Source organism: Parvibaculum sp. (genome assembly GCF_049671045.1).
Classification (GTDB): Bacteria; Pseudomonadota; Alphaproteobacteria; order Parvibaculales; family Parvibaculaceae; genus Parvibaculum.
The window spans coordinates 1-26918 of record NZ_JBATUH010000017.1 but is presented as its reverse complement, the minus strand read 5'-3'; the positions used below and the strand labels follow the sequence as shown (position 1 = coordinate 26918).

Below are 26918 nucleotides of genomic sequence, written 5' to 3'. Positions count from 1 at the left end.
TGTCACTGGCGACTGTCTTTGGCTTTTCTCTTGAGAAAATTCCCCCAGAGATCAGGCCGCCTTTCCTTCGTCAACGCCTCGGCCATGGCACGCCGCCAGGCCTTGATCTTCCCGTGATCGCCGGAGGTCAGAACCGCCGGGATCTCGCGTCCCTCGAAAATCTGGGGCCGCGTGTAATGCGGATATTCGAGCAATCCGCTCTCGAAACTCTCGTCCTCGCCGGACGCCTCCTTGCCCATCACGCCGGGAAGAAGCCTGACCGCCGCATCGAGCAGGGCGATCGCCGCAGGCTCCCCGCCGGAGAGCACGAAGTCCCCCAGGCTCACCTCTTCCATGCCGCGCGCCTCGATGACCCGCTCGTCGAGCCCCTCGAAGCGCCCGCAGACCAGCGTGACCCCCGGCCCCGCCGCCAGATCCCTCACGCGCGCCTGCGTCAGCGGCGCGCCACGAGGGCTCAAGTAAATCAATGGCTTGAGCGATTGCGCGGGATGAACCGCATCGACCGCCGCCGCCATCACATCGGCCCGCATGACCATGCCGGGCCCGCCGCCCGAAGGCGTGTCGTCGACCGTGCGGTGCTTATCGCGCGCAAAGCCGCGTATGTCCACCGCATCGAGCCGCCAGATGCCCGCCTCGAGCGCCCGCCCGGCCAGCGAAATGCCGAGCGGTCCTGGAAACATCTCCGGGAAGAGCGTCAGAACCGTGGCCTCCCACGCCTCAGCCATCCCGGCCCTCCCCGGCGCCGTCCTCGCCCGGCGCCTCGTCGAAGAGGCCGCCCGGCGGATCGATGACGAGCCGCCCGGCTTCGGGTTCGATCGCGGGCACGTTCTCGCCCGTGAAGGGCAGATAGACCGTCGGCCCGCCTTCCGGTGGCTCGATCTCGAGGAGATCGCCCGCGCCGAAATTCTGTACCGCGACGACCTTTCCGAAATCGCGCCCATCCTTGCCGATGGCTGCGAGCCCGATCAGGTCGGCGTGATACCAGACGTCCTCGTCACCCGCCTCGGGGAGCCGCGCGCGATCGACGTAAAGCTCCGTCCCGCGCAGCCGCTCCGCCTCGTCCCGGTCCCCGACCCCTTCGAGCCGGCAGATGACTGTGCCCTTGGCAAGCCCCGTCACCTCGATCCCGAAGCGGCGCGACCCGTCCTTCGTCTCGACCGGCCCATAGGCGGCAAGCCCTTCCGGTTCCTCCGTGAAGGGCTTCACCCGCACGAGGCCGCGCACGCCATGCGCGCCCACGATGACGCCGAGACAGACCCTCTTCTGCTGCGTGCCTGCCATGGGCTCAGTGGACGCGGGCCGTGCCTCAGGCCTCGGCCGGAGCTTCGGCGGCGGCCTTCGCCTCTTCCGCGGCGGCGGCAGCGGCGGCCAGACGCTCCTGCGCCTTCGCCTTGGGCTTCGCCTTTTCCGGATTGTTCTTCGTCGTGCGCTTCAGGAGGCCCGCGCCATCGAGGAAACGCTCGACGCGATCGGTCGGAACGGCACCGACCGAGAGCCAGTGCTTCGCGCGCTCGAGGTCGAGCGCGAGGCGCTCCTTGTGATCCTTGGGAAGCGTCGGATTGAAGGTGCCGATCTTCTCGATGAAGCGGCCGTCGCGCGGCGAGCGCGTGTCGGCGATGACGATGCGGTAGACGGGACGCTTCTTCGCGCCGCCACGGGCGAGCCTGATCTTGAGAGCCATGTTTGTTTCTGCCTTTCAGTGAAACTGGAACTGAACCGATTGCGGGGGGCGCCCCCGCGAAACTCATTTCTTCTTTTTGCCCGCGGGCAGACCCGGCAAGCCGGGAAACCCGGGCCGGCCGCCCGGAAGACCGGGAAGCCCCGGCAATCCGCCGCCCGAAAGTCCCGGCAGCCCGCCGGGAAGGCCGCCCTTCGGCAGCATGTCCTTCAGCGCTTCGGGATTATTCGCAAGTTCGGGCGGAAGCTCCGGCATGCCGCCGCCGAAGAGCTTGCCGAGAAGGCCGCCGCCCTTCTGGCGCGCCATCATCTTCATCATGTCGGCCATCTGGCGATGGAGCTTGAGAAGCCGGTTGATCTCCTGCACCTCGGTACCCGAGCCCGCCGCGATGCGCCGCTTGCGGCTGGCGTTGAGCAGCGCCGGATTGCGCCGCTCGGCCCTGGTCATCGACGAGATGATCGCCGCCTGCCGCTTGATGACGCGGTCATCCATATGCGCGTTCGCCATCTGCGCCTGCGCCTTGGCGACGCCGGGCAACATGCCGAGCACGCCCTTCATGCCGCCCATGCGCTTCATCTGCGCGAGCTGTTCGGCCAGATCGTCGAGATCGAACTGGCCCTTCTTCATTCTGGCCGCGATCTTCTGCGCCTTTTCGGCGTCGATCGTCTCGGCCGCCTTTTCGACGAGGCTGACGACGTCGCCCATGCCGAGAATGCGGCCCGCCACGCGCTCGGCGCGGAAATCCTCGAGCTGATCGAGCTTTTCGCCGGTGCCGAGAAGCTTGATCGGAACGCCCGTGACGGCGCGCATCGAAAGCGCCGCGCCGCCGCGCCCGTCGCCATCCGTCCGTGTCAGGACGATACCGGTGACGCCGATGCGATCCTTGAAGTGCTGCGCGACATTGACGGCGTCCTGTCCCGTCAGGCTGTCGGCGACGAGAAGCGTTTCGGTCGGCTGGGCGGCGTCGCGAACCTCCGCGACCTCGGCCATCAGCGCTTCGTCGATATGGATGCGGCCGGCCGTATCGAGCATGACGATGTCATAGCCGCCCAGACGCGCCGCCTCGATCGCGCGGCGGGCGATCTGCACCGGCTGCTGGCCGGCGATGATCGGCAGCGTGGGAACGCCGGTCTGCTCGCCGAGAATCTTGAGCTGCTCCTGCGCGGCCGGGCGGCGCGTATCGAGCGAGGCCATGAGCACGCGGCGCTTGTCGCGCTCCTGGAAGCGGCGGGCGATCTTCGCCGTCGAGGTCGTTTTGCCGGAGCCCTGAAGGCCGACCATCATGATGGCGACGGGCGGCGCCGCGTGCAGCGAGATCGAGGTGTCGGCCGTGCCCCCGAGCATCTCGACAAGCTCGTCATGGACGATCTTGATGACCTGCTGGCCCGGCGTCACCGATTTGAGAACCTCGGCGCCGACCGCGCGCGCCTTCACCTTGTCGATGAAGTCCTTGACGACCGGCAGCGCCACATCCGCTTCGAGCAGCGCCCTGCGGACCTCGCGCATGGCCTCGTCGACGTCCTTCTCGGAGAGCGCGCCGCGCCCTCTGAGCTTGGAAAAGACGTCGCCGAGACGGCCTGTCAGGTTTTCGAACATGGGCTTTCGCCGGTCCTGTCCACACAAAGCAAAAAAGCACCCGCGAACGAACCCTCGTCGGCGGATGTTGACCCGGGCTCCATGCCTCGGGCGGATCGGGGCGCAACAATGTCCCGAAAGTCGGTGCGGAAACTAGAGCCGCGGCGGGCGAGAGTCAACCGGCGCCCGAAGCGCGGGCGCACCGCCACGGCCCGGCGATTTACCGGAACTCGCCTCGCGGGAACCTTGCCCGCCGCACGGCTTCGCGCGCCGCCTTCTGCCTCATTGCGGCCTCGCGGTAGAGAAGACTGGCAAGACCGCCCTCGCGCTGCGCCTTGAATTGCGGGGCGAGGCGGCCGAGAGAGGCAAGCGGCCTCGGCTTGTCCCGGAGACGCGCCTCGAAGGGATTGAGATGCGGGTTCTGATTCATGCCGGAACCTCCCGATTTGCGCCGGGCTTTACGCCCGGCAAACAGACCACCTAAAGATAACCGCCTGATTTCAAATAAGATTTTTGAGAAGGAGTTCAAGCCCGGTCCGCGCGAAGGCGCGCATGTTGGCGATGCGGTCGTCGCTGCCCGTGGAGACGGTGAGGCTCTGCTCGACCGGCCCGACGAGAGCGAGGCAGCCCGTGCCCGCCGGATCTCCGTAACGACTGCCCGCGGGGCCCGTGGCGCCGATCTCGGCAAGCGCCCAGTCGGCCGCAAACTCGGCCCGGAGCGTCCGGCCGAGGAGAAGGACGAAGGGCTCGCTCAAGGGTTTCTGCGCCTTTGCCGCGACGATGGCCTCGTCGGGAAGGTCGATGAGCACGCGCCGCGCCTTCTGCGTATAGACGACGGCGCCGCCGAGATAATAGGCCGACGCCCCCGGAACCGACAGAAGCGCCGCCGACATGAGCCCGCCGGTCGAGGATTCCGAGACGGCGATGGTCTCGCCGCGCTCCTTGAGCCGCGCCCCGATCCTCTCCGCGATGGGCAATAATTCCTGCATGCCGTTCCTCCTTTGGCAGCCCGGTGGCATCATCAAGTGGCAACAGGGAGACACTAACCGCCAGAGCGCCCGCCCACAAAGCGGCAATCAACTGGCATTTCGGGGCGAAAAGCGCCATATAAGCGGCCATCATGGTGACGGCGCGCACGCATTTCCGGAAGATGAACGGGCTCGGCAACGACTTCGTCGTGCTGGACGTCCGCGAGACGCCGCTTGCCCTCTCCGAAACGCAGACCCGCGCCATCGCCGACCGCGAAAAGGGCGTCGGCTGCGACCAGCTCATCACCATCGAGCGCCCTCGCGGCGACGGCGACGCCTATATGGGCATCCGCAATGCCGACGGCTCGGTGGTCGGCGCCTGCGGCAATGCCACGCGCTGCGTCGGCCGGCTGCTCATGGACGAAACGGGCAGGAAGGAAATCCGCCTCGAGACGCCGTCGGGGCCGGTCGTCTGCTTCGATGCGGGCGACGGGCGCATTACCGTCGACATGGGCGAGCCGAGGCTGAAGTGGAACGAGATCCCGCTGTCGGAGGAATTCGCCGATACGCGCTCGATCGAGCTTGAGGTCGGGCCGCTCGGCAATCCCGTCATGCATTCGCCCGGCGTCGTCAGCATGGGCAATCCGCACGCGATCTTCTTCGTGAAGGATGCGGACGCGATCGACCTCGCGCGCATCGGCCCCATGCTCGAGAACCATCCGCTCTTTCCCGAGCGGGCCAACATCTCGGTTGCGGAAGTCCTCGCCCCCGATCACATCAAGCTGCGCGTCTGGGAGCGCGGCGCCGGGCTCACGCTTGCCTGCGGAACGGGCGCCTGCGCCGCTGCCGTCGCCGGTGTCCGCAAGCGCCTCACCGCGCGCAAGGTGACGGTCACGCTTCCCGGCGGCGATCTCGAGATCGAATGGCGCGAGGCGGACAATCACGTCTACATGACGGGCCCGGTCACCTTCGAGTTTGAAGGCGATCTCGATCCGCGCCTTCTCGCCGGTGGAGTCGTGGCATGAAGAAGCCTTCCGATGTCGTCACCTTCGGCTGCCGCCTCAACGCCTATGAATCCGAGGTGATGAAGGAACACGCCGAAAAGGCCGGGCTCGAAGGCGCGATCATCTTCAACACCTGCGCGGTGACGAACGAAGCCGTGCGCCAGGCGCGCCAGGCGATCCGCAAGGCGCGGCGCGAGCACCCGGAAGCGCGCATCATTGTCACCGGCTGCGCGGCGCAGATCGCGCCCGCCGAATTCGCGCAGATGCCCGAGGTCGATCTCGTCCTCGGCAATGACGAGAAGATGAAGGCCGAAAGCTGGCAGCCTGCCGTCGCTCTCCACTCGAACGAAAAGGTCATCGTCAACGACATCATGTCGGTGCGCGAAACGGCCGGCCATCTCGTTCACGGTTTCGAAGGCCGCGCCCGCGCCTTCGTGCAGGTGCAGAACGGCTGCGACCATCGCTGCACCTTCTGCATCATTCCCTATGGCCGCGGCAATTCGCGAAGCGTCGCCGCGGGCGAGGTCGTGGCGCAGGTCCGCACCCTCGTCGAGGCGGGCTACAAGGAAGTCGTGCTCACCGGCGTCGACATCACCTCCTATGGCAGCGACCTTCCCGGCCATCCGAGCCTCGGCAATCTCGCCCGCCGCATCCTGAAGCTCGTGCCGGAACTCGAGCGGCTCAGGCTGTCCTCGATCGACTCGATCGAGGCCGACGACGAACTCATGCGCCTCATCGCCGACGAGGAGCGGCTTATGCCGCATCTCCATCTCTCGCTTCAGTCGGGCGACAACATGATCCTGAAGCGCATGAAGCGCCGGCATCTGCGCGAGGACTCGATCCGCTTCTGCATCGAGGCGCGCCGCCTCCGGCCCGACATCGTCTTCGGCGCCGATTTCATCGCGGGCTTCCCGACAGAGACCGAGGAAATGTTCGAGAACACGCTGCGCCTTGTCGATGAATGCGGCCTCACCTGGCTGCACGTCTTCCCCTTCTCGCCGCGTCCCGGCACGCCCGCCGCGCGCATGCCGCAGGTCGATCGCGCCGTCATCAAGTCCCGCGCCGAGCGCCTGCGTGCCAAGGGCGCCGAACGTGTCCGCCTCCACCTCGAGGAGGGCGTCGGAACGACGCGGACCGTGCTCATGGAAAGCGAGACGCTCGGCCGCACGAACCAGTTCACGCCCGTTCACCTCGTCAATGCGAGCGTGCGCCCGGGCGAGATCCTCGACGTCCGCCTCGCCGCCCATGATGGCGTCTCCTTCCAGGGCCAGTGTGCGGCATGAACGAGACGGGCGAAGTGCAGGAGCAGCAGAAGAAGCGTTCCCTCTTTCAGCGGATGAAGGAAGGGCTCGCACGCTCGACGCGAACCATTTCGGACGGCATCACCGGCATCTTCACGAAGAGGAAGCTCGATCAGGCGACGCTCGACGAGCTGGAGGAGCTGCTCATCGCCGCCGATCTCGGCGTCGACACCGCGCTTGCCATCACCGAGGCTGTCGGCCGCGACCGCTACAACAAGGAAGTGACGCCGGAGGAAATCCGCACGATCCTCGCCGAAGAGATCGCCAAGGTTCTCGCGCCGGTCGAACAGCCCTTCGTCATTGACGCCACGAAAAAACCCTTCGTCGTGCTGATGGTCGGCGTCAATGGCGCCGGCAAGACGACGACGGCGGCGAAGATCGCCGCCCGCGCCAAACGCGACGGCAAGAGCGTGATGCTCGCCGCAGGCGATACGTTCCGCGCCGCCGCCGTCGAGCAGCTCAAGGTCTGGGGCGAGCGCATCGGCGCCCCTGTCGTCACCACCAAGGTCGGCGGCGACGCGGCCGGGCTCGCCTATGAGGCGCTTGCCCGCGCGAAGCAGGAAGGAACGGACCTCCTTCTCGTCGACACGGCCGGCCGCCTCCAGAACAAGACCGACCTCATGGCCGAACTCGAGAAGATCGTGCGCGTCATGCGCAAGCTCGATCCCGAGACGCCCCATGCGACGCTTCTCGTCCTCGATGCGACGACCGGACAGAATGCCGTCAACCAGGTCGAGATCTTCGGCAAGATCGCCAATGTCACCGGCCTCGTGATGACGAAGCTCGACGGCACGGCGCGCGGCGGCATTCTCGTCGCGATTGCGAGCCGCTTCGGGCTTCCCGTCCACATGATCGGCGTGGGCGAGCAGATCGACGATCTCCAGACCTTCGAGGCGGATGCGTTTGCCCGCGCGATAACGGGAGCGAGCTGACGGCATGAGCGCGAATGGAAAAGCCGCCGGTCAGGGCCTGCGCATGCTTCTGGAGCTGGGTCCGCTCGCCGTCTTCTTTCTTCTCAACGCCCGCGCCGACGCGATCTTCGGCGGCCCGGCCTCGGGCAACATCTATTACGCGACGGGCGGCTTCATGGCCGCGACAGTGGCCTCGCTTCTCTATTCCTATCTGCGCTTCCGCAAGATTCCGACCATGCCGCTCGTCACCGGCGTCTTTGTCCTCGTCTTCGGCACGCTGACCCTCGTTCTTCACGACGAGACCTTCATCAAGGTGAAGCCGACCCTGGTGAACCTGCTTTTCGCGGGCGCGCTTCTCGGCGCGTCATGGGCGGGCTATCCGCTGCTAAAGCGGCTTTTCGACGGCGCGCTCGACCTCACCGACGAAGGCTGGATGGTGCTGACGCGCCGCTGGGGTCTTTTCTTCATCGTCCTCGCGGCGATCAACGAAATCGTCTGGCGGAATTTCTCGACCGAATTCTGGGCGGGCTTCAAGCTCTTCGGCATCATGCCGCTCACCATGGCCTTCGCCATGACGCAGCTTCCGGTCTTCCGGAAATACGCCGCGCCGGAAACGGAAAAGGCGCCGGAAACACCCGCGGCCGACTAGAGGCTCTTTTTCACCGCCGCGAGAAACCGCTTCTGCTCCGCCACGGTCGAGACGCGATGGCGCACGAAATCGCCCTCCGCCCGCATATCGGCGAAAAGCCCTTCCGGGTCCTCGTGAAAATGCAGGAAGGCCCTGCCCTTCCGGTAGAAGACACCGCGCGAGCGCTCGCTCAGCCCCTCGATCTGCCGCAACGAGACGAGAAGCGGTTCGAGATGATCGAGCGCTGCCGCCGTCGCATGCTTCACATCAGCCCTCGTGATGGATGCTTCGATCCTTCGTCTCGGGCAGGAAGAGCATGCCGACGACGAAGGTCACGGCGGCGATGATCACCGGATACCAGAGCCCGTCATACATGTTCCCCGTCGCCGCGATGACGGCGAAGGCGACGGGCGGCATGAAGCCGCCGAACCAGCCATTGCCGATGTGATAGGGAAGCGAAAGCGACGAGTAGCGTATGCGCGCCGGAAAGAGCTCCACCAGCATCGCCGCGATCGGCCCATAGGTCAGCGCGCCGAAGATGACGAGAATGCCGATGAGAAGGATCACCATCGCCTCGTTGATGCGCTGGGGATCGGCCTTGGCGGGATAGCGCGCCTGCGCGAGCGCGCTTGTGAGCGCCTCTTCGAAGGCGGCCGCCTCCGCCTTCGCGTTCTCGCCCTTCGCATCGAACGAGGGAATGACGACGCCACCGACATGGATCTCGGTCGGCGCGCCCGCGGGCGCCGCCTCGTTGTCATAGGGCACGCCGCGCTTGACGAGGGCGCTCTTGGCGACGTCGCAGGACGAGGTGAAGGCGGCGGTGCCGACGGGATTGAACTGGAAAGAGCATCCCTTCGGATCGGCGACGACCGTTACCGGCGCGCTCATCTGCGCAAGCTCGAGGGCCGGATTGGCGTAATGGGTGATCCCCTTGAAGATCGGGAAATAGGTGAGCGCGGCGAGAAGGCATCCCGCCATGATGATCGGCTTGCGCCCGATATGATCGGAGAGCCAGCCGAAGATGACGAAGAAGGGCGTTCCGATCACGAGCCCGCCAGCGACGAGAATGTTCGCGGTCTGCGGTTCGACCTTGAGCACCTGCGTCAGGAAGATGAGGGCGTAGAACTGGCCCGTGTACCAGACCACCGCCTCGCCCATGGAAAGGCCGAACAGCGCCAGAAGCACGATCTTGAGATTGGACCACCTGGCGAATGAATCGCGCAGCGGCGACTTCGATCCCTTCCCCTCCTTCTGCATGCGCTTGAAGATGGGCGACTCGTCGAGCTTCAGCCGTATCCACACCGATATGGCAAGAAGAAGCGCCGACATGAGGAACGGAACACGCCAGCCCCAGTCGTCGAACGCATCGGGCGCGATGACGGCACGGCAGCCGAGAATGACGAGCAGCGAGAGAAAGAGACCGGCCGTCGCCGTCATCTGGATCCAGGACGTATAGGCGCCGCGCTTGCCGGCAGGCGCATGCTCGGCGACATAGGTGGCCGCCCCGCCATACTCGCCGCCGATCGCAAGGCCCTGCAGCATGCGGAGCGCCACGAGACCGATCGGCGCGAGAATCCCCGCCGTCTCATAGGTCGGCAGCACGCCGACAAAGACGGTCGAAAGACCCATGATGAGGATGGTGACGAGGAAGGTGTATTTGCGCCCGACGAGATCGCCGAGCCGGCCGAAGACGAGAGCGCCGAACGGCCGGACGGCAAACCCGGCCGCAAAGACCAGCAACGCGAAAATGAACGCTGCAGTGTCGTTGACCCCGGCGAAGAACTGCCTGGAGAAGATGGCGGCGAGCGCGCCATAAACGAAGAAGTCGTACCACTCGAACATCGTGCCGAGCGAGGAGGCGAAGACGACCCTCCGCTCCTCCGGCGACATTCCTCGAGCCCGCGCGCGCGACAAGATGCTCTCCGCCACGATCTTCCCCTCCCCGCCATCAAACGATATCGGGGCCGGCCCCTACCGGCCCGAGCGGGAGGATGCCGTGAACGGAGCTTCGGAGCCAGAATATTTTGGGGAAGTTCAGGGCGCGCGCGGCGGAAACCTTCCGCCGGTTTCGCCTTCCGGATTGGTGAAGGGCGCGATCACCGTCTGGCCGGCGGCGGCGCGAAACTGAGTGAGCGCCCAATGGACGCTGGGGAAAGCAAGCTCGCCCCAGGGGATGTCCTCCCATTTGAAAAGCGCCACCTCCAGACTTTCGGGACCTGCCGAGAAGTTCGGCGAGGCGAGCTCGGCGCGATACATGATCTGCACCTGACCGATGCGCGGAATGTTGTAGATCGCCAGCATGTCGCGAATGCGGATGTCGGCATTCGCCTCCTCCCTCGCCTCGCGCCGCGCGCCATCCTCCGTCGTCTCCCCATGTTCCATGAAGCCGGCTGGCAGCGTCCAGAAGCCCTTGCGCGGCTCGATGGCGCGCCGGCACATCAGGAAGCGCTCGCCATCGCTCTCGGTCGTGTGAGTGACGACCGAGCCAACGACTATTTTGGGGTTATCGTAATGGATAAAGCCGCAATGCCCGCAGATGTCGCGCGGCTGGCTGTCCCCGGTTGGCACACGCCGCGCAAAGAGCATCTCGCGTTCCGATCCCGGCTCGCGATGCTTCATGGCGCCCTGCGGCGCCGGGCGGCTGGCCTTTTCGGGAAAATCCGACATTTCACTTTCCTTTGATCCGTCCACGGAACTCAGCCGGATGTGCCCGTCGGCCCGCCGTGTTGAGCGTACATTATGTCCAAATCGCGGCATTGGCCGACATCTTCCGACATCGGAGAGCACGATGCGCCTTTTGCACCTCAGCCGCCTCTTGCATCAAGCCATTAGTCGGGTACATATGAGCATATTATTGCGCGCAGGATTGAGCCAACGGCATGGCTCCACGAAGCGGCAGGATCGAATGAAGTCCGCGCGGCTTGTTCTTCATGCGAATGGAACCCGGTCCAGTGAACGAGGTTCCCGCACTTGTACCGGAGGTTCTCAAAAATGGCAGCCAGAAAGTCGTCGGGTAGTTATGAGCTTGAGAGTTCTCTCAGCCATCTTCTGCGGCGCGCCCAGCAGTTTGCCTATGATCAGTTCGTCCAGCATATGGGCGCCAGCACGATCACGCCGCGCCAGTTCATCGTCCTCTTCGCGGTGAACGAGGAAGAGGGCCTGAGCCAGACCGATCTCGTCAACAGAACCGGCATCGACCGCTCGACGCTTGCGGACATGATCAGCCGCATGATCGGCAACGGTCTTCTCGCCCGCAAGCGCACCGCGGAAGACGCGCGCGCCAACGCCGTGCGTCTGACGGCGGCGGGACGTCGCGCTCTGACGAATGCGATGCCGCGCGCCCTTCAGGCGGAAAAGGCTCTGCTCGATCTGTTGCCCAAGACGGCGCAGACCGAGCTGCTTCGTGGCCTGAGCAGTCTCGCCGGCGCGATCGAGCAGCTGAAGACGGCGGAGAAGCCGGCGGCGCCGAAGGCAAAGCGGCAGGCGGCAGCGCCACGCAAGGCTCCGGCGGCGGCGAAGCGCGCCGCGGGCGGGCGTCGCAAGGCGTCCTGAGATCGAAAGAGCCGGCGCTCAGTCTCCCGCCTTCGCGACGCGGGCGGCTTTGAGCGCCGGCAGAATTTTCTCGCTGACGATCTGCGGCGTCAGCGGACCTACATGCTTGTAAGCGATGCGCCCTTCGCCATCGACGATGTAGGTCTCCGGCACACCATATACACCCCAGTCTATCGAGGTGCGGCCCGCCCGGTCGGCACCGATCCGCTCATAGGGATTGCCAAGCTCGCCAAGGAAGCGGCGCGCCGCTTCCGGGTTGTCCTTGTAGTTGATCGCATAGAGCGGCACGCCGGCGATCCGCTTCAACTCGACGAGCACGGGATGCTCCTGCCGGCACGGCACGCACCATGAAGCGAACACATTGACGATGGCGGGCTTGCCCTGCCCGAAATCGCCACTCGCAAGCCCCGGAAGATCGAGCCCCTCGACGGGCGCGAGCGTGAAGTCCGGCACATGGCGCCCGATGAGCGCCGAAGGCACTTGCGAGGGATCGCCGCGATAGACGGCGATGAGAAAGAAGCCCGCGACGAGAATGAAGAGCCCCGCCGGAATGAGCGCCGAAAGCCTCATGGACGGCCGCTCCCCGAGCGCGCGCGAGCGCGCGGACGCACCTGCTGACCTGCTTCGAGTTCGCTCACCAGCCGCCGCTGCGCTCTGAGATCGGCGAGGCTCTGCACCACGAGCCCGATCATGACGATGGCCGCGATGGCATAGCAGGGCCAGATGAAAACGGCATAGCCGCCCATGTCGAGAAACGCCGCCATGGCCTAGCCCTCCTCGCCCACGGGCTCTGTCCGCGCAAGGCGCAGCGCCCTGACCCGCCGTCTCAGAATTTCCGCACGCATACGGACGAGAAGCAGCGTCACGAAGAAGAAGGTGAAGCCGAGCGCCATCACGAGGAGCGGCACCAGCATCGAGGTCGCGATCGTCGGGCCGCCAATGCGGAAGACGCTCGCCGGCTGGTGCAGCGTGTTCCACCAGACGACGGAGTAATGAATGATCGGCACGTTGATCGAGCCGACAAGCGCGAGCACCGCCGCCGCGCGCCCGGCGCGGACCGGCTCCTCGATCGTCGCCCAGAGCGCCATATAGCCGAGATAGAGAAAGAGCAGGATCAGCATCGAGGTGAGCCGCGCATCCCACACCCACCACGCGCCCCACATGGGCCGGCCCCAGAGCGAGCCGGTGACGAGCGCGAGGAAGGTGAAGGCGGCGCCGAGCGGCGCAGCCGACTTCGCGCACATATCGGCGAGGGGATGGCGGAAGACGAGCGCCACGGCCGATGCGCCCGCCATGGTCATGTAGCCGAACATGGCGAGCCAGGCCGCGGGCACATGGATGTACATGATCCGCACCGTCTCGCCCTGCTGGTAGTCGGGCGGCGCGACGAAGAGCGACAGATAGACCCCGGCGGCGAGAAGCGCCGCCGTGATGAGGCCGAAAGGCAGGATCAGCCTGTCCGACAGCGCCATGAAGCGCGCCGGATTGGCGAAGGCATGAAACCTCTGGATCGCGGTCAGCTCGGACATGCCCGCCATTTAGCTGTCCTATCCTTCCAAGGGCAAGGGATGGCGGCGGTCATTTTGCCGCGCATGGCGCGCTCTTGCGAGCCCTTCATCTGAGATTGGCCCTGAGCGCCGCCGCCGAGGCGACCGGCCCGAGAACGAGGCTCACAAGCGCCACCGCGGCAAGGAGGAGAAGGCTCTGCCGCCCCGCGCCCTCCACCGCCGACGCGCCGCCCGCCGCCCCGACGCCGAAAATGAGGACGGGGATATAGAAGGGAATGACGAGAAGCGAGGCGAGAAGTCCCCCGCGCCGGACGCTGACGGTGAGCGCCGCCCCTACCGTGCCGAGAAAGCTCAAGGCGGGCGTCCCGACAAGCATGGCGAGGATCAGCGGCCAGAAGGCCGCGACATCGAGATTGAGCAGAAGCCCGAGAAGCGGCGCCGCGATGACGAGCGGCACGCCCGTGGTGAGCCAGTGGCTCACCGCCTTCGCCGCGGCGACGAATTCGAGTGGCAGCGCGCCCGCCATCATCACATCGAGCGAGCCATCCTCGAAATCGGCCTGAAAGAGCCGGTCGAGCGTCAGCAGCGCCGAAAGCAGAAGCGCCACCCAGAGCATGCCCGGCGCGATCTGCCCCAGCAGCTTCAGATTGGGCCCGACGCCGAGCGGCACGATGGAGATAACGACTAGGAAAAAGAAGACCGCCATGCCGCCGCCGCCGCCGATGCGGATGGCGAGTTTCGTATCGCGCCGGATGAGGCTCAGAAAGGCGCGCATCATGCCGGCGCCTCCGCGGTCGCGCGCTGCGGACCGAGGACGAGAGGTCGCGCGCTCGCAAGCCCCAGTTCCTGATGCGTCGCCGCGACGATGATCCCGCCTTCCGCGAGATGCGCTTCCATGAGCGCGGTGAGCCGGGCAAGGCTCGCGCGGTCGAGCGCGACGCTCGGCTCGTCGAGGAGCCAGAGCGGGCGCGGCGCGAGCAGGAGGCGCGAAAGGGCAAGCCGCCGCCGCTGGCCGGCGGAGAGATAGGCGACGGGAAGCGCCGTCAGACCCGCGAGATCGAGCCGTTCCAGCGCATGGCCGATATCGGCTTCATCGCCGCCGAGAAAATCAGACCAGAATTCCGCTGTCTCACGCACGCTCATGGCGGGCTTCAGCGCATCGAGATGACCCACATAATGCGCCTGCTCCGGCAGGCTCCGTTCGGGATCGCCGCCATTGAGAGCGAGGCGACCTTCCGCGATCTCGACGAGGCCGGCGATCTGACGCAGGAGGCTCGATTTTCCCGCGCCATTGGGGCCCGTCACGACGAGCGCCTCGCCCGCCTGGACCTCGAAGGACAGCCGCCGGAAGACCACCCGTCCGCCGCGCTGGCAGGCAAGGTTCTCCGCCGTGAGGCGCAGGGGGGAAACGGGCGCGCCGCTCTCAGATTTCATCGAACCTTCCGCCCCGCCCCTTGCCGCTTGCGAAGCGCGCCGCGCCCCTGAAGGTTTCGCCCGAGGCGAGAACCTTGCGGCCATGCTCGAATTCATTGGCCATCGCCCGATCGAAGGGCAGGTCCCATTGTTCATAGGCCGACATGCGATCATGGCGCAGGCAGAGCTGCGGGAAGCGCGCAATGTCGGCGGCGAGGCGTTCGGCCTCCGCGCGTGCCTGCCCCTTCGGCGCGATGCGATTGGCAAGCCCCATGGCGAGCGCCTCCTCCGCGCCGACCGCGCGGCCGGTGAGGATGAGATCCATGGCGCGCGAGTGCCCTATGAGGCGCGGCAGGCGCACCGTGCCGCCATCTATGAGCGGCACGCCCCAGCGGCGGCAGAAGACGCCCATCTGCGCATCCTCCTCGACGACCCGCATGTCGCACCAGAGCGCGAGTTCGAGCCCGCCCGCGACCGCATAGCCCGAAACCGCCGCGATCACCGGCTTGGAGAGCACCATGCGCGACGGCCCCATGGGACCGTCGGCCGCGAGCCTGTCGAAATCGAGGCCGGTTCCGGGAGGCGTGGTGCGATTGCTGCGGTGCACTCCGTCGCCGCCACGCCCTTGGGCGCCACCTTCGGACACCGCCTTGAGATCGGCGCCCGCGCAAAACGTGCCGTGATCGCCCGCGAAGACGGCGACGAGCGCCCCCTCGTCCTTTTCGAAGTCGAGAAACGCATCGGCGAGCGCCACCGCCGTCGGCCTGTCGACCGCATTCTTCACGTCGGCGCGGTTCAGAATGACCGTCGTGACCGGACCATCTTTCTCTACACGAACCGCTGCCATGCCGCTCTCCCTGCGTCTTCACTGCACATTCATTATCACCCGTCATCCGGCGGGCGAAGCATAGCGTTCACACTCGAAAGACATTATAGTCTCGCGCGTTAAGCATATAGGCCCATCGGCGTAAAGCGGCGGCGATCCGGGGCCCCGGCGCATTCTCCGCGCGGGCACCCCTCGAGGCCCCTCTCCCGCCAGCCCGGGCCGGCAGCATCAAGGAACTTTGGAATGGCGAGAAAAGCCCCGGCTAAAGCGAAGGCGGTGAAGAAGCCTGCCGCGAAAAAGCCCGCAGCGAAGTCTGCAAAACCTGCAGCGACGAAACCCGCAGCCCGGAAGAAGCCCGTGGCAAAGGCAAAGGCAGCGGCGAAGAAGCCTGTCGCGAAGAAGCCTGTCGCCGGGAAGGCAGCGGCCGTGAAGAAGCCGGCCGCGAAGAAGACTGCCCCGGCCAAGAAGGCGGCTCCCGCGAAGAAGCCTGCTGCGAAGAAGGCGGCTCCCGCGAAGAAGGCAGCGCCCGCCAGAAAGCCGGTTGCGAAGAAGGCGGCTCCCGCGAAGAAGCCCGCGGCGAAGAAGGCCGCTCCCGCGAAGAAGGCAGCGCCCGCCAGAAAGCCGGTTGCGAAGAAGGCTGCTCCCGCGAAGAAGGTAGCCGCAAAGAAGGCCGCCCCCGCGAAGAAGCCCGCTGCGAAGAAGCCGGTTGCGAACAAGGCAGCGCCCGCGAAGAAGGTAGCCGCGAAGAAGCCCGCCGCAAGGAAGGCCGCGCCCGCGAAGAAGGCGCAGGCCGGTGGCAACAGCTTCGCCGCCCGGCAGGTGCTGAAGGTCGGCAAGCGCAGCTACACCTATTACAGCCTCAAGGCGGCCGAGAAGAACGGGCTCAACGGTATTTCGCGCCTGCCCTTTTCGCTGAAGGTGCTGCTTGAGAATCTTCTGCGCTTCGAGGATGGCCGCACCGTCACCGCCGACGATATCCGCGCCATGAAGAAGTGGCTCAAGGACCGCACTTCGGACCGCGAGATCGCCTATCGTCCGGCCCGCGTGTTGATGCAGGACTTCACCGGCGTTCCCGCCGTTGTCGACCTCGCCGCGATGCGCGATGCCGTGAAGAACCTCGGCGGCGATCCGAAGCGCATCAATCCGCTCGTGCCCGTCGACCTCGTCATCGACCACTCGGTCATGGTCGACAAGTTCGGCACCCCGCTCGCCTTCAAGCAGAACACCGACATCGAATATGAGCGCAACCGCGAACGCTATGAGTTCCTGCGCTGGGGCTCCAAGGCGTTCGACAATTTCCGCGTCGTGCCGCCGGGCACCGGCATCTGCCACCAGGTGAACCTCGAATATCTGGCGCAGACCGTGTGGACGAAGAAGGAAGGCAAGGAAGAGATCGCCTATCCCGACACCTGCGTCGGCACCGACAGCCACACCACGATGGTGAACGGCCTTGCTGTTCTCGGCTGGGGCGTGGGCGGCATCGAGGCGGAGGCCGCCATGCTCGGCCAGCCCGTCTCCATGCTCATCCCCGAAGTCATCGGCTTCAAGCTCACGGGCAAGCTCAATGACGGCGTGACCGCGACCGACATGGTGCTCACCGTCACGCAGATGCTCCGCAAGAAGGGCGTCGTCGGCAAGTTCGTCGAGTATTTCGGCTCGGGCCTCGACAATCTGACGCTCGAGGATCGCGCCACCATCGCCAACATGGCGCCGGAATATGGTGCGACCTGCGGCTTCTTCCCGATCGACAACGAGACGCTGAAGTACCTCAAGGCCACGGGCCGCTCGGACGAGCGCGTGGCGCTGGTCGAAGCCTATGCGAAGGCCCAGGGCACGTTCCGCGAGACGAACACGCCCGACCCGGTCTTCACCGACACGCTCGAACTCGATCTCTCGACCGTCGTTCCCTCACTCGCCGGTCCGAAGCGCCCGCAGGATCGCGTCGCGCTCACCGATGTCGCGTCGAATTTCGCCACCGCGCTCGAAAAGGAATTCGGCAAGCCCGGCCAGGCGAAGACGCGCGTGCCGGTCGAGGGCAAGGACTTCGATATCGGTCATGGCGACGTGGTGATCGCCGCCATCACCTCCTGCACCAACACCTCGAACCCGAACGTGCTCGTTGCCGCCGGCCTCGTCGCCCGCAATGCGCGCCGTCTCGGCCTCAAGGTGAAGCCCTGGGTCAAGACCTCGCTCGCGCCGGGCTCCCAGGTCGTCACCGACTATCTGACGAAGTCGGGGCTCCAGGCCGATCTCGACGCCATGGGCTTCAACCTCGTCGGCTATGGCTGCACGACCTGCATCGGCAATTCGGGTCCGCTGCCGACCGAGATCAGCCAGGCGATCAACAAGAATGACGTCGTCGCCTCGGCCGTCCTTTCGGGCAACCGCAACTTCGAAGGCCGCGTCTCGCCCGACGTCAAGGCGAACTACCTCGCCTCGCCGCCGCTCGTCGTCGCCTATGCGATCGCGGGCTCGACGCAGATCGACCTGACGAAGGAGCCGCTCGGCACCGGCTCCAATGGCCAGCCCGTCTATCTGAAGGACATCTGGCCGAGCACGAGCGAAGTGGTCGAGACGGTGCGCGGCTGCGTGACACCGGAGATGTTCCGCAAGCGCTACGCCAACGTCTTCGACGGCGACGCGCACTGGCAGGCCATCAAGGTCACGGGCGGCCTCACCTATGACTGGGACGGCGACAGCACCTATGTGCAGAACCCGCCCTACTTCGAGCATCTGTCGCGCGACCTCTCGCCGATGGAAGATGTGAAGGATGCGCGCATCCTCGGTCTCTTCGCCGATTCGATCACGACCGATCACATCTCCCCCGCCGGCAACATCAAGGTGCAGAGCCCGGCCGGCTCCTATCTGAACGCCAAGCAGGTCGGCGCCCAGGACTTCAACTCCTATGGGGCGCGGCGCGGCAATCACGAAGTGATGATGCGCGGCACCTTCGCCAACATCCGCATCAAGAACCAGATGCTGAGGGGGATCGAAGGCGGCCTGACGAAGCTCGAGCCGGAAGGCACGCAGATGCCGATCTACGACGCGGCGATGGAGTACAAGCGCCGTGGCGTTCCGCTCGTCATCTTCGCTGGCAAGGAGTATGGCACCGGCTCGTCGCGCGACTGGGCGGCGAAGGGCACCATGCTTCTCGGCGTCAAGGCCGTCATCGCGCAGAGCTTCGAGCGTATCCACCGCTCGAACCTGGTCGGCATGGGCGTTGCTCCGCTCCAGTTCATCGGTGACGAGAGCTGGCAGTCGCTCGGCCTCGACGGTTCGGAGACGGTGACGGTCGAGGGCCTCAAGGGCGTGAAGCCGCGCGCCAGGGTCAAGGCCGTGATCACCTTCAAGAACGGAACGAAGAAGGCGATCGACCTGCTCTGCCGCATCGACACGCAGGACGAGCTCGACTACTACGCCAATGGCGGCATCCTGCAATATGTGCTGCGCCGCCTCGCCGCGTAACGCGCATATCGCCAGAACGTGAAAAGGGCGCTCCCTCGGGAGCGCCCTTTTTGTTTGCCGCTGTGCCTGATGCCGGCAGCCGGAAGAAAGGCCCGCGCAGCCTGGCGCCGGCCGATGTCAGTTTTCGAGCCCCGCCTCATGCGTGAGCTGATCCATGGACTGCGTGAGCTGGTTGCCCGCCTGCTGCGGCAGCTTGTAGAGCCAGTCCTTGACCCGCGCATTGATCTCCGCGGCCTTGGTTTCGGCGGCCTTCGCGTCCGCGCCCGGCCGGGCGATCGCCGGATCGGCCTCGGCTGTGACCTTCGCCCAGAGCGCGCCGCCGCCGCCCGTAAGCTCCATCGTGAGACGCAGCCCGTCGAAAGTTTCGAAGACAGCCTTGGGCGAGATCGCCGTGAAGTCGAGCGAGCCCGCGGGCACCGCATCGTCGAATGTGAGATCGACGATGGTGGTCGCCGCGCCATTGACGATCGGCGCGCCGCGCGTGACGCGGCCCTTCGGAATGTTCTCCAGCACGAAGTCGTTGTCGTCGGCGGAGGCCCTGCCGATGATGATCGGATTGTCCGTGCCCGCCCAGAGCGTGACGCGCGCGATCTCGCTGCGCGCTATGTCGAGGAACTTCGTATCGAGCCATTCCTGCGCGGACTGGAAGAGCGGCAGACGCCCCCGCGCGAGATAGGTCTGGTCCTCGCCGTCGCGGCGCACATAGATCATGCCCTGCCCGCGCGCATCGCCGGTCTGGTCGGGCACCTTGCCGGCGAGCAATGCGGCCATGCGCTCGCCCTTGGCATCGAAGAATTCGACCCGCGTCGCCGTGCCGAGATCCTCGGGCGCGAGCAGGCCGAGATTGCGGTGCCATTCGGCCCGCGCCGTGCGCGGCTCATAGAGATTGATCTCGGAGACGCCGATGAGGAGCTTCTGCACGAGATCCTGCTGGGCGGGATAGTTCTTGCGGTTGGCGACCGTCCACTTGCCGCCGGGCGCGCGCTCGAGCGTGATCTTGTCGACGCCCCTGATGCCGCGGCCGAGCGTGTAGGTGACCTTCGACACGCGGTCGAGCTGGGTCTCGAGCCCGGGAAACATCGCGCGCGGCTCGAACCGCACGCGCACGCCGCGCTCCTGCGTGACGACGGCGACGCTCGCCGCGACCACGGCGACGAGCGTTGCGAGCGCAAGCAGCAGAAGATTGCGAAGCGGACGGTTGGTCCAGACGGTCCGGAAATCTGTCGCCACGCTCACACCCCCTTGGCCGCGCGCGCCTTGCGGCGGCGATGGCGAATGACGGCCAGCACGAGAGCGAGCGCCGCGACGAGAACGGGCATCAGCGCCACATTGACGAAGCGCACTTCGGTCGCGAGCCGGTCGATATTGCGGCGGAGGTTGCGCTCGACATCGCGCAGCGCCTTGCGGCTCTGGAGAAGCTCGGCCCGGAACTGCGCGATCTCCTCTTGCGCATGCGGATCGGAAGACTGCTCCACCGCGCCGTTCGGGCCCTCGGTCTGAAGCGCGGCGAGCCGCCGCTCGGTTTCGGAAATCTTCGCCTTGAGCCTTTCCTGCTCGGCGAGGAACTGCCGGTCGGCCTCGCGCCGCAGATTGTCGACGACGACGAACGGCCGGTCGGCGCGCTCGCGCGCCCTGAGCGAGATGAGATCGTCCGACCCCATGAGATTGTCGATGGCCGAGAGCACGAACTTCGCATTGTCGGCGAAGGGCTGCGCCACGCGGTCGGCGCCGTCTGACTGGATCTGGACCCAGAAGCGGTCATCGAAAATGTCGGAATCGGCAACGACGATGATATTGGCGTCGCTCTTCGTCGCGCCGACATATTCGTCCGGCTTGTCGGCCGCGTCCGAAGTCTGGCTCTTCTCCGAAACGCCGGTCGGCGGCGGCGGCGTTGTCGTGAAGGCGCTCTTCAGCGGACCCGAAATGCGCGCCGCGATGACGTGGCGCTGATTGTCGGCCTTGAAGCGGCTGAGGAGATCGTCCGGCGTCGGGCCCGACTTCACATAGTCGAGATCGTAAAGTTCGGAATCCTCCGTCGACCAGATGAGCGGCGTGAACTTCGTGCTCGCGCCCTTCGCCGGCAAGAGAGCGCCCGCCGTGGCGAAGTTCAGATGATCGACATTCGCCGTCACGATGTCGTCCTGATCGAGATTGGACTTCGGCACGGTCATCCAGAGCACATAGTCGCTCGTCTGCCGCCGCGCATCGAGCCCCGTCTGCACGCGCATGGCGAGGTCCCGGTCGCCGACGACATGCTTCGGATCGAACTCGACGCCCCATGTGGTCAGAAGCGGCTCGAGGTTCGACGCTTCCGTATAGCCTTGCACGGGCTGGCCGCCGGGCCCCGCCGTGAGACTCACTTCCGAATGAGGGTCGACGAAGGCCATGACGCGGCCGCCGCGCATCACGAACTGGTCGATGGCGTAGAGCGTGCTTTCATCGAGCTGGCGCGGATGGGCGATCAGCAGCACATCGACCTTGCTCGGCACCTTGACGAATTTCTGCTCGAGGAAATTGATCTCGAAGCGGTTCTGAAGCTCCTGATAGATCATGAAGGGCTGCGAGTTGCCGCGCATCGCCTCCATGAGCCCGCCCGCGCCCGTATCCATCGGCAGGTTCGTGACGATGCCGAGCACGGGCTTCTTCGGGCGGCTCAGATTCTGGATGAGCCGCGTCACGTCATATTCGAGATATTGCTGGCGGGCGGAAGAGAAAAAGGGAACCGCCTCGATGCCATCGACGAGATTGGTGCCGACCAGACCGAAATAGATGACCTCGCCCTCGGTCGTCCGCGCGCCCTTGAGGCCGAGCGACATGGCGAGATCTTCCTGCTCGGAGAAGGGCTCGGGGTCGATGACCTGCAGGATCACCTTGCCATGCGAGCGGGCGCGGATTTCCTGCAGCAGGTCGCGGACGCGGTTCGCATAGGTCCTGATCTGCGGAAAATCGGTCGCGAGCGATTCCGAATAGAAGAATTTGAGCGTGATCGGCTCGTCGATCTTCGCCAGCACGTTTTCGGTGCCCTGCGAAAGCGTGAAGAGGCGGTTCTGAGTGAGATCGGCCTGCGCCGAGCGGAAGACGATGTTCGAGAAGAGATTGACCGCGATGAAGAACACGGCAAGGAGCACCAGCGTCGCCAGGCCGTAGCTCGAACGCAGATGTGTGCGGTTCAGCGACTTCAGCATGGCCCTACCCCGCCTTCTTCATGTCGACGACGATGCCGCAGGCGATGAGCCATGTGGCGATCAGCGTGAAGAAGTAGATGACATCGCGCAGATCGATGACGCCCTGCGTGATGGCGTTGAAATGGGTGAGGAAGGAGAAGGAGGCGATGGTGTTGAGCACCTCCTGCGGCACCCAGCTGGCGAAGAAATCGGTGACGAGCGGAAGGCCCGCGACCGTGAAGAGGAAGCAGACGACGACGCTAATGACGAAGGCGATGACCTGGTTCCTCGTCGTCGCCGACAGGCAGGAGCCGATGGCGAGATAGCCGCCCGCCATGAAGAAGCTGCCGATATAGCCGGCGACGATCACGCCATTGTCCGGGTCGCCGAGATAGTTGACCGTGAGCCACATCGGAAAGGTGAGCGCGAGCGCGATGCCGGAAAAGGCCCATGCGGCGAGAAACTTGCCGAGCACGGCCGCCCAGAGCGGAATGGGCAGCGACAGCAGAAGCTCGATCGAGCCCGTGCGGCGCTCCTCCGCCCATAGGCGCATCGAGATCGCGGGAATGAGGAAGAGATAGAGCCAGGGGTGGAAGTTGAAGAAGATCTGGAGATCGGCCTGGCCGGACTCGAAATAGCCGCCCATGTAGAAGGTGAAGGCGCCCATCGTGAAGAGAAAGATCACGATGAAGACGAAGGCGAGCGGCGTCGCGAAATAGCCGCCAAGCTCGCGGCGGAAAATGGCTGCAAGCTCTCTCATGCGGCGTTCTTTTCCTGATTGTCGGCCGTATCGGAGCGCGTGAGCTTGCGGAAGACCTCGTCGAGGCGGCCGGGTTCGCCGTAAAGCGTGCGCACCGGCCAGTTCATCTCATGCGCGAGCGCGGCGACCGCGTCGATGAGCTTGGCGCCCGCGGCGCTCGCCTCGCGCAGCGGGAAGAGGGTGAAGGTCGTCTCGCTGCCGCGCGGATGGATTTCGATGCTCTCGATGCCGGGCAGCGCCTTCAGCGCCTCGGCCGCCGCCGCCGTCATCTGGCCGCCAACGGTCAGCGACACGGCATTGTGATAGCGCGAGCGCGAAATGAGTTCGGCGGGCGTCCCGTCGGCGACGATGCGGCCGCGGTCAATGATGAGCGCGCGCGTGCAGATGGCGTCGACCTCTTCCAGAATATGGGTCGAGATGATGATCGCCTTCTCCGCCGCCATGCGGGCGATGAGCTTGCGGACCTCGTGCTTCTGGTTGGGATCGAGGCCGTCGGTCGGCTCGTCCATGATGAGGACGGGCGGATTGTGCAGGATCGCCTGGGCAAGACCGACGCGCCTGCGGAACCCCTTGGAGAGCGTGTCGATCGGCTGGTCGAGCACGCCCTGAAGCTCCGTCGCCTCGACTGCCTCGGCGATGGCGCGCTCGGCGGCGGCGCCCGAAAGCGCGCGGATGCGGGCGATGAATTTGAGGAAGCCGCGCGGCGTCATGTCGCCATAGGCGGGCGCGCCTTCGGGCAGATAGCCGATCATGCGCTGGGCGGCGAGCCGTTCGGTGACGATGTCGTGCCCGCGGATCGAGGCCGTTCCCTCGCTCGGCGCGAGGAAGCCGGTGATCATCTTCATCGTCGTGGATTTGCCCGCGCCGTTCGGCCCGAGAAAGCCGAGAACCTCGCCGCGCGAGACGCTGAAACTGATGCCGTCGACCGCCGTGAAAGGCCCGAAACGCTTCACCAACCCATCGATGAAGATCATTTCCTCGCCTTCGGCCACCTTGCTATTCGCCGTCTGCATGCTGGACTGAATGATGACGCCTGCTCCTGGAGGATCGGGCACATGCCTCGAGCCTCGCCTCCCCCTGCCAAGGATCTCGAAATGGGCTCCGAGATGTGTAGGCCAAGGCAATGAACCCCTCAAGTGAAAGATGTTTCATCGTGCGCCATGCGCGCATGCGAACGCCGCCCGGGTGGAGGACCGGGCAGCGCAAGCATTCAAAGCGGGGAACATTGCCTTGAAGGGGTGGCCCGGTCCCCTAAATCCATCCCGGTGGGGCTGGGGGGGCTGATGATACCGGAACTTCCATGAGGACCGGGCCAGTGAGGCAACGGTGCTAGAATGTCGGTCCAGTGTGGCCTCGCAAGGGCTGAAAAAAGGCAATATTGTGATTATGGGCCCGATCGGGAAAAGCCTCGAAAGGCGGAAATCCGCTCCCGCGGAGAGCGGCTCCGGCCTCGACGGCGAGCCCGCAATAAGGGAGGACGGCCGCGCATGACCGACAGCGCCGAGGGAGGGCCCGATAGCGAGCGCGGCTCGCTGAGCCTCGTCATTTCGTCGACGCAGGCGCCGCCGAAACAGCTCCGCGAGCCCGACATATTCTTCAACCGGGCCGAGCTCGACGCGATCCTCACCGTTTATGGCCGCAAGGTAGTCGAGGGCGAATGGCGTGACTATGCGATCGGCTCGACGCGCGATGTCGCCGTCTTCGCCGTCCACAGACGCACCAGCGAGCAGCCGCTGTTCCGCATCGAGAAGCGCCCGAAGCTCGCGCGACGCCAGGGCGCATACAGCGTCGTCGCCGCGACGGGCCTCGTGCTGAAGCGCGGCCATGATCTGAAGCAGGTGCTCAAGGTCTTCGAGAAACGCGTGCTCCGCCTCGTCACCGGCTAGGAAGGCGGCACCCCGCATCCATAAACGTCGCGCATCCCCAAACGACCCGCACCCCCAAACGACCCGCGCCCCCAAACGAAAAGCCCCGGAGTTTCCTCCGGGGCTTTCCCTATTCCGTCCGTGTCGCGGGTTCAGCGGCGATCGCCCATGAACTGCAGCAGGAACATGAACATGTTGATGAAGTCGAGATAGAGCGCGAGCGCGCCCATGATCGCCTTCTTGCCCATGACGGCCGTGCCGTCGCCTTCCCAGTACATCTCCTTGATCCGCTGCGTGTCGTAGGCGGTGAGGCCCGCGAAGAGCAGCACGCCGATCACCGAGACGGCGAACTGGAGAGCCGAGCTCTGAAGGAAGAGATTGACGAGCGAGGCGACGATGATGCCGATCAGGCCCATGAACAAAAACGAGCCGAAGGCGGAAAGATCACGCTTCGTCGTGTAGCCGTAGAGGCTGAGCGAGCCGAAGGCGATCGCGGTCACGAAGAAGGTCTGCGTGATGCTCGTGCCGGTATAGACGAGGAACGCGCTCGACAGCGAAAGCCCCATGAGGCCCGCAAAGACCCAGAACGAGATCTGGGCGGCGGAAACGCTCATCCGGCTGATCCTCGCGCTGAGGAAGAAAACGAGCCCCAGCGGCGCGAAGAGAACCACCCACTTCAGCGCGCTCGTGTAGAGGGCGACGCCGAAGGGCGAAAGCGTAAGCGCGCCATCCGCCGTCTGCTGCACGGCCGCCTGGAAGGCAAACCACGCGACAACGCCGGTAATGGCAAGGCCCGCCGCCATGTAGTTGTAGACGCTGAGCATGTAGCTGCGCAGGCCCTGGTCGATCGCAGCTTCGCGAACGCCCGCGCCGGTCCTGCTGAGCCTGTCTTGGTCGAAATTGGCCATATCGATGCACCCTCCTGGCAGTGCTTGCGGACAATATTGGTTGTTTGGACGGTGAATTCAAGGGAAATGGGCCGCTGTCCCGCCCGATCCGGCGGACGGATTTTCCAACGATGACAGGAAGTTAACAAATCTCCGTCAGTCGCTGCGCAAGGCCGGCGCCGCGGGCGCGGAAAGCGCCCGCCAGGTGCCCGAAAGGCCGAGGCCGACGGTCGCCGCCGTGGCGATAGCGACCGTGCCCGCGAGAACGCCCGGCAGCGGATGCCAGGGAAGCTCCATGATCCGCGTGACGACCACATAGCTCGCCGCGCTGCCCGCAATGGCGGCGACGAGCGCCGTCGAAAGACCAAGCACCGCATATTCCCGGACATAGATGCCGAGAATGCGCGCCCGCGTCGCGCCCAGCACCTTGAGGATGACCGCGTCCCGGACCCGCGCTCGGAAACCCGCCGCCATCGCCCCGGCGACGACGAGGATGCCGGCGGCGAGCGTCACCATGCCGATCGTCCGCACGGCGAGCGAGAACTGGCCGAGAAGGCCGTTGACCGCCTCGAGCGCCTCCTTGACCCGCACTGAGGTCACGTTCGGAAACCGGGCCGTGACCTCGCGTTCTAGCGCCGCCTCTCCTTCGGGCGCCATGGTCACGGTCGCAAGCTCGGTATGGGGTGCCGCCTCGAGCGTGCCGGGAGAAAAGATCATGACGAAATTGATGCCGAGGCTCTGCCAGTCGATCGACCGCGTATTGGCGAGCCGCGCCTCGAGTTCGCGCCCGAGCACATTGACCGTGAGCCTGTCGCCCAGCCTGAGCCCGAGCCCGCGCGCCAGATCGTCGCCGAAGGAGACGAGAAGCGGACCCTCATAATCCGCAGGCCACCAGGCGCCGCTCGCAAGCGTCGAATTCTCGGGCAGATGGCGTGCATAGGTGATGCCCCGGTCGCCCTGGAGCGCCCATTGGGCATCGGGCGCCGCCCGGACGCGGTCGGCGGGCACGCCGTTCACGGCAACGATCCGCCCACGGAGCATCGGCACACGCTCGAACTTGACGACGCCGGGCGCCGCGCGCACCAGGCTTTCGAATGCCGCGCTCTGATCGGGCTGGATGTCGACGAAGAAGAAGGACGGCGCGCGGCCCGGAAGCTCCTTCACGATCTCGCCGGAAAGATTGCCGTTGATGAGCGAGACGGTGACGAGAAGCGTAAGGCCGAGCCCGAGCGAGAGGACGACGGCCGCCGTCGCCGCGCCCGGCCGATGGAGATTGGCAAGGGCGAGGCGCATTTCGGGCGTGCGCCCGCCGATCCTCGCCGCCAGCGCCATGATGCCCGCCGCCGCGAGCCGGAGCGCGGCGAAGACGAGCGCCGCGCCGATGACGAACCAGAGCGCGAACCGGGGCTGCTC

General features: G+C 65.7%; 28 protein-coding genes. 7 read left to right on the top strand and 21 right to left on the bottom strand.

Features of this window, described 5'->3' with window-relative positions:
- Window positions 1-2 precede the first annotated feature (2 nt).
- The 6 genes from trmD to WBG82_RS01685 form a co-directional block, all read right to left on the bottom strand.
- Window positions 3-725 carry a tRNA (guanosine(37)-N1)-methyltransferase TrmD gene (trmD, locus tag WBG82_RS01710; protein WP_424420577.1) on the bottom strand — a complete coding sequence of 241 codons (723 nt, stop codon included), beginning with the start codon at window positions 723-725 and terminating at the stop codon, window positions 3-5.
- A complete protein-coding gene (gene rimM, locus WBG82_RS01705) occupies window positions 718-1281 on the bottom strand; it encodes a ribosome maturation factor RimM (protein WP_424420575.1) in 564 nt (187 codons plus the stop codon). Before rimM ends, trmD begins: the two co-directional genes overlap by 8 nt.
- A 25-nt stretch (window positions 1282-1306) precedes the next feature.
- Window positions 1307-1681 (bottom strand): 30S ribosomal protein S16, encoded by a 375-nt coding sequence (gene rpsP / locus WBG82_RS01700; protein ID WP_424420573.1) that lies wholly within the window; start codon window positions 1679-1681, stop codon window positions 1307-1309.
- A gap of 63 nt (window positions 1682-1744) precedes the next feature.
- Entirely contained in the window at window positions 1745-3274 is a 1530-nt protein-coding gene (gene ffh, locus WBG82_RS01695) for a signal recognition particle protein (protein WP_424420572.1), read from the bottom strand.
- Between the two features lie 199 nt (window positions 3275-3473).
- Entirely contained in the window at window positions 3474-3683 is a 210-nt protein-coding gene (locus tag WBG82_RS01690) for a hypothetical protein (RefSeq protein WP_424420569.1), read from the bottom strand.
- 70 nt (window positions 3684-3753) lie between these two features.
- Window positions 3754-4242, bottom strand: a complete 489-nt coding sequence (locus WBG82_RS01685; protein ID WP_424420567.1) for a CinA family protein — start codon at window positions 4240-4242, stop codon at window positions 3754-3756.
- 131 nt (window positions 4243-4373) lie between these two features.
- Here WBG82_RS01685 and dapF point away from each other — a divergent pair, with 131 nt between their 5' ends.
- The 4 genes from dapF to WBG82_RS01665 are packed head-to-tail and all read left to right on the top strand — an operon-like array spanning window position 4374 to window position 8086.
- On the top strand, window positions 4374-5246 hold the full coding sequence (gene dapF, locus WBG82_RS01680) for a diaminopimelate epimerase (protein ID WP_424420565.1): 873 nt from the start codon (window positions 4374-4376) through the stop codon (window positions 5244-5246).
- Window positions 5243-6508, top strand: a complete 1266-nt coding sequence (gene mtaB, locus WBG82_RS01675) for a tRNA (N(6)-L-threonylcarbamoyladenosine(37)-C(2))-methylthiotransferase MtaB (protein ID WP_424420563.1) — start codon at window positions 5243-5245, stop codon at window positions 6506-6508. The genes dapF and mtaB overlap by 4 nt, the downstream gene beginning before the upstream one ends.
- Window positions 6505-7458 carry a signal recognition particle-docking protein FtsY gene (gene ftsY / locus WBG82_RS01670; RefSeq protein WP_424420560.1) on the top strand — a complete coding sequence of 318 codons (954 nt, stop codon included), beginning with the start codon at window positions 6505-6507 and terminating at the stop codon, window positions 7456-7458. The genes mtaB and ftsY overlap by 4 nt, the downstream gene beginning before the upstream one ends.
- 4 nt (window positions 7459-7462) lie before the next feature.
- Window positions 7463-8086: a septation protein A gene (locus WBG82_RS01665; RefSeq protein WP_424420557.1), complete on the top strand. Its 624-nt coding sequence runs from the start codon at window positions 7463-7465 to the stop codon at window positions 8084-8086.
- On the opposite strand, the gene WBG82_RS01660 is transcribed toward WBG82_RS01665, so the two are convergent.
- The 3 genes from WBG82_RS01660 to WBG82_RS01650 form a co-directional block, all read right to left on the bottom strand.
- Complete coding sequence (locus WBG82_RS01660; protein ID WP_424420555.1) at window positions 8083-8331, bottom strand: hypothetical protein; 249 nt, start codon at window positions 8329-8331, stop codon at window positions 8083-8085. The two genes, WBG82_RS01665 and WBG82_RS01660, sit on opposite strands and share 4 nt — an antisense overlap.
- Before the next feature lies 1 nt (window position 8332).
- Window positions 8333-9955 carry an MFS transporter gene (locus WBG82_RS01655; RefSeq protein WP_424420694.1) on the bottom strand — a complete coding sequence of 541 codons (1623 nt, stop codon included), beginning with the start codon at window positions 9953-9955 and terminating at the stop codon, window positions 8333-8335.
- Window positions 9956-10099: 144 nt separating this feature from the next.
- Window positions 10100-10732: an NUDIX domain-containing protein gene (locus WBG82_RS01650; protein ID WP_424420552.1), complete on the bottom strand. Its 633-nt coding sequence runs from the start codon at window positions 10730-10732 to the stop codon at window positions 10100-10102.
- 324 nt (window positions 10733-11056) lie between these two features.
- Between WBG82_RS01650 and WBG82_RS01645 the strand changes: the two genes are divergently transcribed.
- Window positions 11057-11617 carry a MarR family winged helix-turn-helix transcriptional regulator gene (locus WBG82_RS01645; protein ID WP_424420550.1) on the top strand — a complete coding sequence of 187 codons (561 nt, stop codon included), beginning with the start codon at window positions 11057-11059 and terminating at the stop codon, window positions 11615-11617.
- Between the two features lie 18 nt (window positions 11618-11635).
- Here the strand turns inward: WBG82_RS01645 and WBG82_RS01640 are convergent, their stop codons facing one another.
- From WBG82_RS01640 to WBG82_RS01615, 6 genes are all read right to left on the bottom strand, one after another.
- The gene (locus WBG82_RS01640) at window positions 11636-12187 is read right to left on the bottom strand and encodes a DsbE family thiol:disulfide interchange protein (RefSeq protein WP_424420548.1); all 552 of its coding nucleotides are present in this window, start codon (window positions 12185-12187) and stop codon (window positions 11636-11638) included.
- Window positions 12184-12381, bottom strand: coding sequence for a heme exporter protein CcmD (ccmD, locus tag WBG82_RS01635; protein ID WP_424420546.1), 198 nt, complete (start codon window positions 12379-12381; stop codon window positions 12184-12186). Before ccmD ends, WBG82_RS01640 begins: the two co-directional genes overlap by 4 nt.
- Window positions 12382-12384: 3 nt before the next feature.
- Window positions 12385-13155, bottom strand: coding sequence for a heme ABC transporter permease (locus WBG82_RS01630; protein ID WP_424420544.1), 771 nt, complete (start codon window positions 13153-13155; stop codon window positions 12385-12387).
- A gap of 76 nt (window positions 13156-13231) precedes the next feature.
- Entirely contained in the window at window positions 13232-13903 is a 672-nt protein-coding gene (gene ccmB, locus WBG82_RS01625; RefSeq protein ID WP_424420542.1) for a heme exporter protein CcmB, read from the bottom strand.
- Window positions 13900-14526 carry a heme ABC exporter ATP-binding protein CcmA gene (ccmA, locus tag WBG82_RS01620; RefSeq protein WP_424420691.1) on the bottom strand — a complete coding sequence of 209 codons (627 nt, stop codon included), beginning with the start codon at window positions 14524-14526 and terminating at the stop codon, window positions 13900-13902. Before ccmA ends, ccmB begins: the two co-directional genes overlap by 4 nt.
- 22 nt (window positions 14527-14548) lie before the next feature.
- Complete coding sequence (locus WBG82_RS01615; protein ID WP_424420540.1) at window positions 14549-15385, bottom strand: crotonase/enoyl-CoA hydratase family protein; 837 nt, start codon at window positions 15383-15385, stop codon at window positions 14549-14551.
- 336 nt (window positions 15386-15721) lie between these two features.
- Here WBG82_RS01615 and acnA point away from each other — a divergent pair, with 336 nt between their 5' ends.
- Window positions 15722-18829 carry an aconitate hydratase AcnA gene (gene acnA, locus WBG82_RS01610; protein WP_424420538.1) on the top strand — a complete coding sequence of 1036 codons (3108 nt, stop codon included), beginning with the start codon at window positions 15722-15724 and terminating at the stop codon, window positions 18827-18829.
- A gap of 117 nt (window positions 18830-18946) precedes the next feature.
- Here the strand turns inward: acnA and WBG82_RS01605 are convergent, their stop codons facing one another.
- The 4 genes from WBG82_RS01605 to WBG82_RS01590 are packed head-to-tail and all read right to left on the bottom strand — an operon-like array spanning window position 18947 to window position 23808.
- Window positions 18947-20059 (bottom strand): DUF4340 domain-containing protein, encoded by a 1113-nt coding sequence (locus tag WBG82_RS01605; protein WP_424420536.1) that lies wholly within the window; start codon window positions 20057-20059, stop codon window positions 18947-18949.
- Window positions 20060-20061: 2 nt separating this feature from the next.
- On the bottom strand, window positions 20062-22014 hold the full coding sequence (locus WBG82_RS01600) for a Gldg family protein (protein ID WP_424420533.1): 1953 nt from the start codon (window positions 22012-22014) through the stop codon (window positions 20062-20064).
- Between the two features lie 4 nt (window positions 22015-22018).
- Complete coding sequence (locus tag WBG82_RS01595; protein ID WP_424420531.1) at window positions 22019-22753, bottom strand: ABC transporter permease subunit; 735 nt, start codon at window positions 22751-22753, stop codon at window positions 22019-22021.
- Window positions 22750-23808, bottom strand: coding sequence for an ABC transporter ATP-binding protein (locus WBG82_RS01590; RefSeq protein ID WP_424420529.1), 1059 nt, complete (start codon window positions 23806-23808; stop codon window positions 22750-22752). Before WBG82_RS01590 ends, WBG82_RS01595 begins: the two co-directional genes overlap by 4 nt.
- 432 nt (window positions 23809-24240) lie before the next feature.
- Between WBG82_RS01590 and WBG82_RS01585 the strand changes: the two genes are divergently transcribed.
- Window positions 24241-24639, top strand: a complete 399-nt coding sequence (locus WBG82_RS01585; RefSeq protein ID WP_424420527.1) for a DUF2794 domain-containing protein — start codon at window positions 24241-24243, stop codon at window positions 24637-24639.
- A gap of 131 nt (window positions 24640-24770) precedes the next feature.
- Here the strand turns inward: WBG82_RS01585 and WBG82_RS01580 are convergent, their stop codons facing one another.
- Together WBG82_RS01580 and WBG82_RS01575 are read right to left on the bottom strand one after the other, a co-directional pair.
- Window positions 24771-25526, bottom strand: a complete 756-nt coding sequence (locus WBG82_RS01580) for a Bax inhibitor-1/YccA family protein (protein ID WP_424420524.1) — start codon at window positions 25524-25526, stop codon at window positions 24771-24773.
- 135 nt (window positions 25527-25661) lie between these two features.
- Window positions 25662-26918: ABC transporter permease (locus WBG82_RS01575; protein ID WP_424420521.1), on the bottom strand; the 1257-nt coding region annotated here is incomplete at its 5' end.

Bases quoted from the DNA above. Each gene is read 5' to 3' on its own strand.
- WBG82_RS01630 (WP_424420544.1), bottom strand. From the start codon at position 13,155: ATGGCGGGCATGTCCGAGCTGACCGCGATCCAGAGGTTTCATGCCTTC.
- ftsY (WP_424420560.1), top strand. From the start codon at position 6,505: ATGAACGAGACGGGCGAAGTGCAGGAGCAGCAGAAGAAGCGTTCCCTC.
- WBG82_RS01650 (WP_424420552.1), bottom strand. From the start codon at position 10,732: ATGTCGGATTTTCCCGAAAAGGCCAGCCGCCCGGCGCCGCAGGGCGCC.
- WBG82_RS01595 (WP_424420531.1), bottom strand. From the start codon at position 22,753: ATGAGAGAGCTTGCAGCCATTTTCCGCCGCGAGCTTGGCGGCTATTTC.
- ccmB (WP_424420542.1), bottom strand. From the start codon at position 13,903: ATGATGCGCGCCTTTCTGAGCCTCATCCGGCGCGATACGAAACTCGCC.
- WBG82_RS01600 (WP_424420533.1), bottom strand. From the start codon at position 22,014: ATGCTGAAGTCGCTGAACCGCACACATCTGCGTTCGAGCTACGGCCTG.
- WBG82_RS01655 (WP_424420694.1), bottom strand. From the start codon at position 9,955: ATGTCGCCGGAGGAGCGGAGGGTCGTCTTCGCCTCCTCGCTCGGCACG.
- rimM (WP_424420575.1), bottom strand. From the start codon at position 1,281: ATGGCAGGCACGCAGCAGAAGAGGGTCTGTCTCGGCGTCATCGTGGGC.
- WBG82_RS01685 (WP_424420567.1), bottom strand. From the start codon at position 4,242: ATGCAGGAATTATTGCCCATCGCGGAGAGGATCGGGGCGCGGCTCAAG.
- dapF (WP_424420565.1), top strand. From the start codon at position 4,374: ATGGTGACGGCGCGCACGCATTTCCGGAAGATGAACGGGCTCGGCAAC.
- WBG82_RS01690 (WP_424420569.1), bottom strand. From the start codon at position 3,683: ATGAATCAGAACCCGCATCTCAATCCCTTCGAGGCGCGTCTCCGGGAC.
- WBG82_RS01615 (WP_424420540.1), bottom strand. From the start codon at position 15,385: ATGGCAGCGGTTCGTGTAGAGAAAGATGGTCCGGTCACGACGGTCATT.
- ffh (WP_424420572.1), bottom strand. From the start codon at position 3,274: ATGTTCGAAAACCTGACAGGCCGTCTCGGCGACGTCTTTTCCAAGCTC.
- WBG82_RS01665 (WP_424420557.1), top strand. From the start codon at position 7,463: ATGAGCGCGAATGGAAAAGCCGCCGGTCAGGGCCTGCGCATGCTTCTG.
- WBG82_RS01580 (WP_424420524.1), bottom strand. From the start codon at position 25,526: ATGGCCAATTTCGACCAAGACAGGCTCAGCAGGACCGGCGCGGGCGTT.
- WBG82_RS01645 (WP_424420550.1), top strand. From the start codon at position 11,057: ATGGCAGCCAGAAAGTCGTCGGGTAGTTATGAGCTTGAGAGTTCTCTC.
- WBG82_RS01585 (WP_424420527.1), top strand. From the start codon at position 24,241: ATGACCGACAGCGCCGAGGGAGGGCCCGATAGCGAGCGCGGCTCGCTG.
- mtaB (WP_424420563.1), top strand. From the start codon at position 5,243: ATGAAGAAGCCTTCCGATGTCGTCACCTTCGGCTGCCGCCTCAACGCC.
- trmD (WP_424420577.1), bottom strand. From the start codon at position 725: ATGGCTGAGGCGTGGGAGGCCACGGTTCTGACGCTCTTCCCGGAGATG.
- ccmD (WP_424420546.1), bottom strand. From the start codon at position 12,381: ATGGCGGCGTTTCTCGACATGGGCGGCTATGCCGTTTTCATCTGGCCC.
- rpsP (WP_424420573.1), bottom strand. From the start codon at position 1,681: ATGGCTCTCAAGATCAGGCTCGCCCGTGGCGGCGCGAAGAAGCGTCCC.
- WBG82_RS01640 (WP_424420548.1), bottom strand. From the start codon at position 12,187: ATGAGGCTTTCGGCGCTCATTCCGGCGGGGCTCTTCATTCTCGTCGCG.